The sequence below is a fragment of the Winogradskyella litoriviva genome (genome assembly GCF_013249065.1).
Lineage (GTDB): Bacteria > Bacteroidota > Bacteroidia > Flavobacteriales > Flavobacteriaceae > Winogradskyella > Winogradskyella litoriviva.
On the sequence record NZ_JABRWQ010000003.1, the window covers coordinates 147,384 to 159,708 of the forward strand.

General features: G+C 34.3%; 6 protein-coding genes. All 6 read right to left on the minus strand.

All coding sequences use genetic code 11. The features are described 5' to 3' along the window. Positions 1–175: 175 nt before the first annotated feature. Positions 176–1,633: a sulfatase gene (locus HNV10_RS07310; RefSeq protein WP_173300684.1), complete on the minus strand. Its 1,458-nt coding sequence runs from the start codon at positions 1,631–1,633 to the stop codon at positions 176–178. A gap of 36 nt (positions 1,634–1,669) precedes the next feature. Next, entirely contained in the window at positions 1,670–3,673 is a 2,004-nt protein-coding gene (locus tag HNV10_RS17180; RefSeq protein ID WP_206675993.1) for a hypothetical protein, read from the minus strand. 9 nt (positions 3,674–3,682) lie between these two features. Next, positions 3,683–6,454 (minus strand): family 78 glycoside hydrolase catalytic domain, encoded by a 2,772-nt coding sequence (locus HNV10_RS07325; protein WP_173300685.1) that lies wholly within the window; start codon positions 6,452–6,454, stop codon positions 3,683–3,685. 3 nt (positions 6,455–6,457) lie between these two features. Next, a complete protein-coding gene (locus tag HNV10_RS07330) occupies positions 6,458–9,259 on the minus strand; it encodes a family 78 glycoside hydrolase catalytic domain (protein ID WP_241695472.1) in 2,802 nt (933 codons plus the stop codon). A gap of 187 nt (positions 9,260–9,446) precedes the next feature. Next, complete coding sequence (locus HNV10_RS07335) at positions 9,447–11,900, minus strand: T9SS type A sorting domain-containing protein (protein ID WP_173300686.1); 2,454 nt, start codon at positions 11,898–11,900, stop codon at positions 9,447–9,449. Between the two features lie 105 nt (positions 11,901–12,005). Further along, positions 12,006–12,320 carry an L-rhamnose mutarotase gene (gene rhaM, locus HNV10_RS07340; protein ID WP_173300687.1) on the minus strand — a complete coding sequence of 105 codons (315 nt, stop codon included), beginning with the start codon at positions 12,318–12,320 and terminating at the stop codon, positions 12,006–12,008. Positions 12,321–12,325: the final 5 nt, after the last annotated feature.

The following is a 12,325-nucleotide window of genomic DNA, read 5'->3' on the forward strand; positions in this document are numbered from 1 at the left end:
GCGCTGTAATGGACATGACTAAAACAAACTTAACAAATAACAAGTTTGATATAATCCTGTTCTATCCTGTTGTATCAAGATTAATTATAGAAAACCATACAACGCAATTAATAAAGAATTCGAGATTTTAATTTAAGTAAGAATATTTTATAATCTTTATAGGCATACAACTCTATCACTGTCCCTTTTCTCTAGGTATATCGTTCTGTAAAAAAGGAGCTGAGTTTCTAGGAAATTGAGTTTCTATAAATGTTTTCATTCTTTTTTCTACAGAAGCATATTCTGGAACTCCAGATAAGTTTTTAAAAGACAACAAACTATTTTTATGCTCATATAATTCAGAAGTAAAAACCTCGTGAGTTTTTGAATTTCTCCATTCGGTATATCGCCAATTACCATCTGTGACTGTACATCCCATAATTTTGGTTCCTCTAGGGTAAACACTTGTAGCGAATTGATCCCATTCCAAACTAGGGAAATCAATAATAGGTAATAAACTTTTTCCATCAGATACTGGACCTTTTAGATTACATAATTCGACTAAAGTTGAAAAAATATCAACATTTTCTACTAAAGCATTTGAGGTTACTCCAAACTTTCTATTTTTATAACCTGTCTCTCTACTAATAATTAATGGCACTCTAACATCTATTTCTAAATTTGAATGCTTACACCAAGCTCCATATTCGCCAATTTTATACCCATGGTCGCTCATAAAAATAACAACAGTATTTTTGCGTAAATCTAAATCTTCTAAAGTTTGCATCACTTTTCCTACTTGAGCATCAATAAAACTAACTGAAGCATGATATCCATGAATTAAAGTTCTAGTTAAGTCATCATCTAATTCGCCATTTTTTGGAATACCATAATAGCTTTTTAATTCTCCCCAATTACTTAAAGCCAAACGATACATACCTGCTGGTTTTTCTTTAGAAGGTATTTCAAAATCACTCTTATCATACAAATCCCAATATTGTTTGGGTGCATTAAAGGGCAAATGTGGCTTACTTAAACCTACAAACATTAAAAATTTTTCGTCTTTTATTTTGTTTAGAGTTTCAATAGCATTCTTAGCTACTCTCCCATCTTTATAGGCTTCATCCTCTACATCTGCATCTTCAAAAGCTGGGCCTTTTAATGGTTTTACACCTTCGGCTTTTAATCGCTCCATTAATGCTATATTTTCTGGTTTTACATAAGAATTTTTTTCTTTAGGAAAATGAGTTGTCCAACTAGTTTTATCATCCATCGTATGATGATAAACTTTACCTATACTTATAGTTTGGTATCCATTTTCTTTGAATAATTGTGGCATGGTTACCACATCTTTATGTACTTTACGAAGTGGTGTAAAAATACTATAAATACCTAAGGTTTCTGGTCGTAATCCAGTTAAAGTACTCATTCTTGACGGTGCACAAATGGCTTGCTGCGTGTAAGCTTTATTGAACAAAACACCTTCAGATGCCAATTTATCTATGTTTGGTGTTATTGCAGTTGTACTTCCGTAGCAACCTAATTCTGCTCTTAAATCATCTACATAAAAAATTAATACATTCGGTTTTTCTTTTTGAGCAGAAACTGATGTGTAAGCACATAGTATGAGAAGTAAACCTATAATTTTTTTCATTTTTATAACCATTGTCTTATTCGATATTGATTCGTATTACTTTTCTATATAATTTATTAAGATGCTTTTAACATCATCTACTGTACCTTGCTTTAAACCGTTGTTGACATTAGCTCCAGTAATCCAATATAATATCATACCGGCATCTGAACAATCCCATTTTCCTTTTTGAAACTTAACCACATCATCAACCTCAGCCATTTTTCCATACAACCATACTTGTTGTAGTCTTGGGTCTTTATGATCTCTAGCCCAATCCCATTTGGCAATATCGACTTTCAAATTAATATTCTGGTCAGGAATTCTAACTTCTTCAACGCCAAAATCTAGTATTTTCTGCCATGTATAAAAATCCCCTGCATCATCGTTAGCAGGATGATGCGTTATCACTTTCACATATTTATGTTTGTCTTTAGAACTCGCATTAAGGGCAAAGCCTATAATATCTGGCTCGCCAGCTTCAATAATCCAAAGTGGATTTTCCGCTGTTGATACGTTGATGGCTTTTGCCAAATCTTTAATGGTTTCATCCATATTCCACTTAGCATCCAAAAATTTCAGCCCCTCAAATCCGCCCCAACGTCTTGCTGTAACATCGCAAACACTTTGCATAAGGGCATGTCTTTCAATTTCAGCTTTTTCAGAAATTCTATTGACACGAACAATATCACAACTATGTGAATAATGTACTAATTGACTTTCTAAACCTGAAGCTCGTAATAATGCCAAAGAAATGGCAGTGCCACCAAGGTCGTCAGGATCTGGCGAGTTACCGTCGGCAACAACAGCAATACGACCTTTAGGCGCTTTAATTTCAGGTGCATTATTTCGCACAACCTTTAATGTCCCATCAAATGGTGTTGTTATAACGTCTTTTCCTTTACCAACTGGCGCAAAAATAATACCCGACCAACGTGCTCTTGCCCATTCTTTTCCGTCAGCACTTCCAATTTTAGCAACTACTGTAATTTTATCGCCTTTTTTAAGCTTTACATTTCCCCAAAGGCCATTGTTGTTTTCGCCTTCTTCAAATACGTCTTTAGTTAATGGTGGCTTAAACGTTCCTAATTTTTTATCGTTTATTAATATTTTAAACTCCGATTGTCCATCATTTTCTCCCACACCAACAAATACCAAATCATAATTTCCATTTTTAAATGTAAAAGGCGTTGTTGTTTCTGCTTGTTTTTGTTTATTAGGATTAATACCAAGCCATTTGCCACCAGCATGCTTGTAAAATCCCATGCCTTTTATTGGAAAATCATCGATAGGTAAGGTCTTATTTTCAATGTTAGATGCTGCAATTTGTTTATAATAGGATTGCATAGGCCAAAGCGTAGTGACTTTTAACCCTTCATCTTTTGGTATGTATGTGCTGTCCTTGGTTAGAATAAATTTATCGAACTCAAAACCATCCTCGCGCATACTAAATTGTATGTCATGAATTCCCGCTTTTTCAATATCTAAATAGATTTCTTTTGATACACCACAATGTTTCTCTTTTGTGCGTTGTTTGCTTTCCCATGTCCATTTATGTTTTCCTTCGCACCATTGCATACGTTGCCCATGTTCTGGCCACTCACCATTTAACCCAACGTGTACTCCATTATCTTCACTTCCTGCACTGAAAGCGCGTACCCAAACGTAATAGCGTCCTGGATTATTTATTCTGACTTTATAATGCAAAACGCCTAATTCACCTGCTTTATTAGAGAAATTTTCTCCTTGAGTGAGCTTATCGGAATGTGTGACTCTCGTATCTGGTAATATTTCAATATAAGCGGCATTACTTGCACCTGAATGATGTTGCGTATCGTCATCTCGACCAACATGAGACACAGCGTCTTTGGACGTGATATACCATTGTCTAATTTCTGATTTACTTTGCTTATTAAAGTATTCAGCTTCAACGGCTACCATGCCATTATTTTCCATAAAAATAACATCGTTATCAACAATTGGTCTAGTGAAATTTGTCGATTGGGCATTTAAAAATAAATTTGATACTAGAAGTAAACAGGTTACAAATTTTAGGTTCATTTTTTCAACTTATTTAAGTTTTGATTTAAATGTATATGTTCCAGGTTGCACTTCCAATTCGAACACATCTTTTCCTGTGTTAATCAACTTCATATTTGAATTGTCTTCAAACGTTTTTCCGTCCATTTCAAGTACTTCACTTCTATCGGCTGGTATGATAACTTTAGCTGTAGTATTAGGCGGAATTACTACTTCCAAGAAAAACTTACCATCCTTAATTTTCCATGAAGAAGATACTTTTCCATAAGGTGTGCTTAAACTTGCCGAAGCCGATGTTAAGGGTTCGTTAGGTTGAGGCGCTATTTTAATGATTTTATATCCTGCTTCTAGTGGTGCAATACCTGCTATGCGCTCATACATCCATTGTCCGATGGCTCCGTAAGCATAATGATTTAAACTATTCATGTTCATTGGGTTGAAACCTTCTTCTTTACTATAGCTATTCCAACGTTCCCAAATAGTTGTAGCACCTTGGTTAATGGAATAAAACCATGATGGATAGGTTTCATTAAATAATAGCTTATACATCAAATCAATTTCACCTGTTTCATCTAAAACTTCAGATAATAATGGCGTTCCCAAAAAGCCTGTACGCAAATGATTATCGGCTTCTGCTATCTTTTTTAATAAGAATTTTTTAGCGTTTGCTTTTTTATCATCTGAAAGTAAATCAAAGGCTAAAGCCAATAAATAAGACGTTTGTGTTTCAGCAACCTCTTTAACTTTCCCTGTTTCATCGAAGAATTTATTTTCAAAAGCTTTTGCAACAGTTTTATATAATTCTTCGTATTTAGCCTGTTCTTCTGTCTTACCTAAAGTTTTAGCAACTTTCGCTGTTAATTTAGCTGAATGTGCATAAAAAGCAGTACCAATTAATTTACTAGATGTATCACCTCTGGTATCTCCATTTTCAGGAAAAGGTTGCAACCAATCTGAAAACGACATCATATTAGAAATATGTTTATTTGATTTTTTTTGATGATACCCAACCCAATTTTTCATCATCTCAAAATTATCTTCTAAAAAACCCACATCGCCAGTGCGCATGTAAATTTTCCAAGGAATAATTGTGCCTACATCACCCCAACCCGAACTTCCAATTTTATTACCGCGAGAATCTGGAACCGTCCACGGAATGGCACCATCATCTAGTTGCGCCTCGCGCACACTTTGCAACCAACTTGCCCAGAATTTATAAACATCGGCATTAAACATGGATGTTGGGCCGAATACTTGTGCATCACCTGTCCAGCCCAAACGTTCATTACGTTGCGGACAGTCGGTTGGGATATCTAAAAAATTTCCTCTCAAACCCCAAACAATGTTGCTTTGTAGCTGGTTCAATTTATCATGCGAAGAGGTAAACGTACCGTTATCTTCAAAATCGGAATACTGCACAATACCCGTTACCCAATCTTTCGTTGGTGTTTCTGAGGTATCAAATCCACTTAATTCAACAAATCGAAAACCATGAAATGTAAATTTTGGTTGATATTCAATATCTCCATCTTTCGCGGCAATATAATAATCTGTAGAATGTGCGCTTCTATAATTTTTAGTATAAAACGTGCCATCTGGTGATAGCATTTCTGCGAATCTAATTTTTAGTGTGTCACCTTTTTTCATTGGAACATTTACAAGAGGGACACCAACCATATTTTGTTTTAAATCAAATACAGCCACTCCGTCATTACTCGTAATATCTTGTGGTACTAACTTTATTTTATCTTTTACGGTAGTATGACGTTTTGGTTCTAACTTCACATTAGCATCAATAGCTCCAACTTCAACAGTTGTCCAATTTTTATCATCAAAATTGTTAGTCGTCCAATTAGGCATTTCTAAATTCGCATTATAAATTTCGCCATCGTAGATTTCAGCAAACTGAAGTGGTCCGTTGGTCATTCCTTTCCAACTAACATCAGAAACTATGATTTCTTTAGAACCATCACTCATAGTCATTTCTAACTGTGCTAAAACTTTTGGCGAAATTGTATTATCCCAAGGTGTTGTTCCCCAAAGTAAACGACCAGAATGCCAACCCGAAGCCAGTTCAACACCAATAGTATTTTGTCCTGATTCTATTAAATTAGTAACATCATACGTTAGGGTCTCAATACGTTTGTCATAAGTTGTAAAACCAGGCGACATTGCGTCATCTGAAACATTTTCACCGTTAATAGACACATCAAACACGCCTTTAGATGTAATGTATAAACGTGCTGAAGTGACATCGCTAGATAACTCAAACCCTTTTCTTAAATATTGTGGTTTGTGTATTATTACGTTTTCTCTACCTCTAATGCTATCTTTTGCAGTATCTAACCCAATCCATTTAGCTTTCCAATCACTATTGTTTAATAAACCCAATTCAAAATGATTGGTTTCACTCCACTTTGAAGAGTCTCCATTTTGATTCCAATATTTCACTTGCCAATATACTTTTTGGCGAGATTCGAGTGGTTTTCCTCCGTAGGTAATCCAAGTTGATTGCTCCGAAGTTTGCTTTTCTGAATCCCATAAATCAGCATTATCAGGTAACAAATCTGGCTTGCTTGCCGCTACAATGTGATAAGCCGACTGACTTTTATTGCTTTCTGATACAGGTAATTTCCAAGAAAATGTTGGGTTAGCATCATAAAAACCTATTGGATTTTTAAATCCTTCGGAAATAGTCAAATCTGTTGCGCTTTCTAATGAGCCTTTAGAGTCACAAGAGATTATTAAACTCAAAAAGACCAAAGCGTATGCTAAATATTTGAAATTTGATTTTTTAAACATGTTTTAAAGTTTAGTTTGAAAGTTATATGTTCCTGGTTCTGCTAAAATCTTTATTGAATCATTATCAGAACTGATTAATTTTAAATTTGAAGTTTCTTTGAAAGTACTTGCGTTTACGATTAAATTATCTTGTGTTCCATAAGGAATTTGAATCTCAGCAGTTGTATTTGGTGGAATAACAACATCAAGGTTAAAAGTACTATTTTCTATTTTCCAAGATGATCCTGCTTTTCCATAAGGCGTTTTTACACTTGCAGAAGCTGATGTTAAAAACTCAGTATTTGGTAAAGGTGCAATTCTTATTTTCTTGTATCCAGGTTCTAATGATGCAATTCCTGCAATGCGTTCATACATCCACTGTCCTATGGCACCATAAGCATAATGGTTAAGGCTGTTCATACTTTGTGGATTATAGCCATCTTGTTTGCTAAAGCTATTCCAACGTTCCCACATGGTGGTGGCTCCTTGATTTATAGAGTAAAACCAAGATGGATAGGTTTCCTTAAATAGGATTTTATACATTAATTCTATTTCTCCCATATCATCCAAAACCTTTGGTAAAAGTGGTGTTCCCAAAAATCCTGTTCCTAAATGATAATCGGCATTCTTAATTTCTTCAAGCAAGTGGTTTTGTGCTTTTAGTTTGGTTTCTGGTTTAAATAAATCAAAATATATTCCTAGTAAATAACTTGTTTGCGTTTGCCTGTCTTGTTTGAACTTTCCGTTTTCGTCAAAAAATTCATTTTCAAAAGCATTAGCAACAGCTTTATATAAATCCATGAATTTTTTTTCATCATCTGTTTTGCCTAAAACACCAGCAATTTTAGATATTAAATGCGCAGAATGCGCAAAATAAGCCGTATTAATTAACTCTTTTGGTGTATCGCCTCTATTTGCTTTTTTTAAGCTTTTAGAAGGATAAGGTTGTAACCAATCTCCAAACGAATGCATTATCGGTATGTAAGGTTTGTTTCTAACCTTAGATTGATAGTAACCTACCCATTTTTTAGCAGATTCATAACTTTCTTCAAGTATTGTAACGTCTCCCGTTATGTTATAAATATCCCAAGGCACCATAACACAAGCATCTCCCCAACCAGAACCTCCATTTTTGTTTTGAAGCACATCTGGCACTATAAAAGGTACTAAACCGTTGTTGTGTTCAGACTGATTTTCACGAAGACTTTGCAACCAAGCTGTCCAAAATGCATGCGTGTCATAGTTAAATAATGCTGTTGGAGCAATAACCTGAGCATCTCCTGTCCACCCTAAACGTTCATCGCGTTGTGGGCAATCTGTAGGAATATCAAAAAAATTATCTCGTAATCCCCAAGTAATATTACTTTGCAATTGATTTAATTTTTCATGTGAAGAAGTAAACGTTCCATTTTTTTCAAAATTAGAATGTTGCGCTATTCCTTGCACCCAAGAAACATCTGGTTTTGCATTTTTATCATAACCACATAATTCTAAAAATTGAAATCCGTGAAATGTGAATTTTGGAACATATTCTACAACACCATTTTTAGCAGCAATGTAATAATCAGTTGACTTTGCAGAACGATAATTCTTGGTGTAAAAAGTTCCATCTGACAACAGCATTTCAGAAAAGCGAATTTTTAAGGTATCACCCTTTTTCATTGGCACTTTCACTTTTGGAACACCAACAATGTTCTGTTTCAAATTAAAAATAGCTGAATTCTTATTTACTGAAACTAGTTCTACATCATCAATAGTGATTTTATTCTTCACACTATGATGTCTTTTTGGAGCTAATCTGACATCCTTAGAAATCGCTTCACTTTCAACCAATTCCCAGCTGGAATCATCAAAAGTAGCAATATTCCAATTTGATATTTCAAAGTTTGCATCATATACTTCCCCATCGTAAATACTCGCTAAACGTATTGGCCCATTTGTAGTTCCTTTCCATGTTTCATCAGATAAAATGTATTGTTTAGAACCATCTTTCATTACTAATTCTAACTGACAAAGAATTTTGGGTGATGCAAAATTTTCATACAATGCTTTACCTCTACTGATTCTTCCTGAATGCCATCCAGAAGCCAACTCGACTGCTAAGGCATTTTTACCAGTTTCTAAAAGCTCTGTAACATCATAAGTCATAGTTTCAATACGATGATTATAGGGCGTCCAACCAGGTGGCATGACATCATCACTAACATCTTTTCCATTTAAATGCACATCAAAAACACCTTTTGCAGTAATGTATAATCTTGCCGATGCCACATCAGTAGACAACTCGAATCCTTTTCTTAAATATTGTGGATGATGCATTAAAAAATTGCGAACGCCTTTAATACTATCTTTGGCTGTAACTAAGCCAGCCCATTTTGCTTTCCAATCAGAATTATTTAGTAAGCCTAATTCAAAAGAGTTGATTTCGCTCCAATCTGAAGCGTTTTTATCCTGATTCCAATACCTCACTTGCCAAAATACTTTTTGTCTTGATTCTAATACTTTTCCTTGATATTTTACAAAAGTAGATTGCTTACTTTTTTGCTTTTTAGAATCCCATAAATCAGCATTATTAGGTAATAATTCTTTTGAAGACGCTACAACTATTTGGTAAGCAGATTGCGATTTAGTTTGTTCTGAAACAGGTAGTTTCCAAGAAAACGTTGGGTTGGCATTATAAAAGCCTATAGGATTTTTGAAATTCTCAGAAACCGTTAAATTTTCTGCTGCTCTACTATATTCTTGATTACAAGACATGCAGAAACAAAATGACACAATACAGCACCAAAATAATAAAGGAAGTTTTGTTTTTTTTGATTGTTTCATTTTACATAAACCTGGATGCATCTACAGCTCTTATAAGATTGAAATAGTAATTACCAAAGTCTAATTTTTTTACATAAAAACTATCCTGTACTGTCTCGATATTATATGAATAATATCTGTTAAAAATAATTATAAAAAAACCAGAAGTTTTATTACCTCTGGTTCTTTTAAATTTAAATTTTACTGATTAGTTAATCATAAGTTTTGAACAGAAAACTCTTTGGTTATCATCTGTAACTTTTATTAAATACAAGCCTGATTTGAATTGCCCATTATTTGCAATATCAATTCTATCAGATTCCATAGTGTCTTTATAAACAATTTTACCAAGCATATTGTAAATCACAACGCTAGCTTTACTGACATTATTTAACTGAATTGCAAACGCATCCTCAGCTGGATTCGGAAAAATCTTTGCCGTAAAAGCATTGGTTTCAACCTCAGGAATACTTAGCGTTGTAGATTCTACTATCCATTTAGATCTATCGTCTGTGTTGCTAACGTGTTCAATAATACCATTAGCATTATGGTATATATAATTTGAACCGTTTTTAGTTTCAAACTGATACGTGCCATCACTACTATTATAAATGACTGTAAATTGTTTGTCGGAATCTTCTCTTGGTGCTCCAAAACCAGTATTGATGATATCATTTGGTGGATTTCCTGCAGCTCTTAAAATACCACGATCATCTCTTTTACTTTCTATATTATAATAAGCTCCAGCTAAAACAAATTCCCATTCTTTATCACCAGCGGCAACGTTAGTGCCATCATCACTCTCAACAACATCAGCACCTACAGAATGTAAATATTTCCCAGTTACAAAATTCTTGATGCGATAAATATCACCTGTTAAATCGTTAGGATCATCTATTTGCCAATTAACTGTAATTTCAGAAGAAGAAACGGTTTCGTTAGATCCATTAAAGGCTACTGCCTGAACAGTATATGCACCTTCTGTAGTTGGTGTCCAATCTAAAGCGTATGGCTCGGTTGTATCTTCTCCAAACAATGAACCGTTAACCAAAAACTCCACTTTAGAGATACTTCCATTTTCATTAACTGCATCTGCTGAAATTTGAATAGTTTCTCCTATATCATAAGTTTCACCATCAAATGGAGAGGTTAGCGATACTCTAAATGGTTCTTGAATAATATCTAAATCTATAATTTGAAGGTATAGCGGTTGTGCACTTCCTGAAGCGTTTTCCATCATATAATAATACAACTTACCATTATCTATGTGTACCTGACCGTGGTCAAAGGTTTTGCCAGAAGTAGCCTGATATACGGTAGTGAAATTATTTGTGCCACCTTCCGTTTTTTCAACTTTAACTCTACCATTACTTAAACCTATAATAAAGACATCATCTCCAGCTGTGTAAATTGCTTCCGCTCCAGAAAAATTTTCTGAGGTTATAAAATCGGTAGCACCAGCCGGTTTATAAGTATGCAAATTCTTAGTAACATTAAATTCAAGATCTCTTACACTACTAATGATGTGTACATCACCATTATCGGTAACCGTCCAATCGAAACCTTGTACGATATAAACTTGATTAGCTAGTGTTGTTTGCACATAATCTCCAGGCTCCATTACTTTAATTAAGTCGGCATCGTATAATGGTAAACTAAAACTTGTGCCTTCATGGTTTTTCCAATTAGAAGCACCACTTTGGTCATCAGAATAAGCATAATAAACACCATTTTGATATTGGTACCTGTCATTATTATCTGCAGAGCGTCGTTGAAAACCGATTCGCATTTTACCATTAACGTACTTTATGCTACCATAAAGTCCCCAATTAAAATCGACACCTGATTGACTTTGAGCATTTAGTTCATTAAAGTCAATAAAATTAGACCAAGTAGAAGTCGTTGCATTGTACTTAGTGAACTTATACTTGCCATTATTATTACCACCTTCACGCATATTCATCAAAAGTTCTCCTGCATCATTTAGAAAGAACTTTGGGTAGGTCAAACCTGCAAATTCATTTTGATTTTCATTACCAGGCATTCTTAAATGTTTATAGCCACCAGTTGTATTTTGAACAAATTTATCTAAGGTAAATTCTGCATCAGGAAGTGTTGCAGTATTTGCAATAGAATAAGAATATCTAAAATAATCATTGGCCAAACTCCCATCTGATGGTCTAGATGCACTGTAAGCATGCATATCATACAATAGGTGTATAGTTCCGTCTAAAGGACTTACACCAACAGCAATAGTGTTGTGAGATTCTCCGAGCCACCATTTATTTTGAAAACCTGTATGTGTATGCGGAAACTCAATAGTCGCCATGGTACCAGTAACGGTGTTGTATCTTGTTAACATCACATGCCTATCTGTTTTTCCACCACGATACCAAGTCATAAACACATAATCGCCATAGGTCTTGATACAATCACCATGCGCGGAAATGTTTTGTCCGAAAACGTAATCATAAACAGTAGTACTTCCGTTATCAGATGATGTATTTGATACTTTGCTTCCATTAAAGTGTAAGCCAAAATCAGTAATATGTACTTCATTTTCTAAAACTACTTGTCCAAACTGAAGTTGAACAAAGCACATTGTGAGAAGAAGACCTAAGCTTTTTCTTAAAAACTTTTTGCTAAGTGTATTTTTTTTCATGTCTTTTCTTTTTTTTTAACTTGAAAAACTTAATAAAAATAATCAGAACAATAAAAAATAGTATCCTGACCTATACTGAGAAATAGTTAAAAAATCCATAAAAATCTATTGCATGTAGAATACTTCTTCTAGAGGTATAGATACTGGTGAATTATCTGGATTTACTTCCATGATATCTGCCATAAAATCCCACCATTTTTTCACAATTTCATTGTTTGCCAAATCTTGAGAACCTCCTTCGCCAGAAACCTTTTGAAATGCAAAAAGTATACTAGTCTCTTCATCAAAAAAAATGGAATACTCGCTGACACCATTTGCTTTTAAAAGCGTTTTGAGTTCTGGCCATAATTCATCATGACGCTTTTTATAAGTCTCTTTTTGATTCTTATTTAATTTCATTTTAAAGGCTATTCTTTGCATAGCAG

Bases quoted from the DNA above. Each gene is read 5' to 3' on its own strand.
- HNV10_RS07310 (WP_173300684.1), bottom strand. From the start codon at position 1,633: ATGAAAAAAATTATAGGTTTACTTCTCATACTATGTGCTTACACATCA.
- HNV10_RS17180 (WP_206675993.1), bottom strand. From the start codon at position 3,673: ATGAACCTAAAATTTGTAACCTGTTTACTTCTAGTATCAAATTTATTT.
- HNV10_RS07325 (WP_173300685.1), bottom strand. From the start codon at position 6,454: ATGTTTAAAAAATCAAATTTCAAATATTTAGCATACGCTTTGGTCTTT.
- HNV10_RS07330 (WP_241695472.1), bottom strand. From the start codon at position 9,259: ATGAAACAATCAAAAAAAACAAAACTTCCTTTATTATTTTGGTGCTGT.
- HNV10_RS07335 (WP_173300686.1), bottom strand. From the start codon at position 11,900: ATGAAAAAAAATACACTTAGCAAAAAGTTTTTAAGAAAAAGCTTAGGT.
- rhaM (WP_173300687.1), bottom strand. From the start codon at position 12,320: ATGCAAAGAATAGCCTTTAAAATGAAATTAAATAAGAATCAAAAAGAG.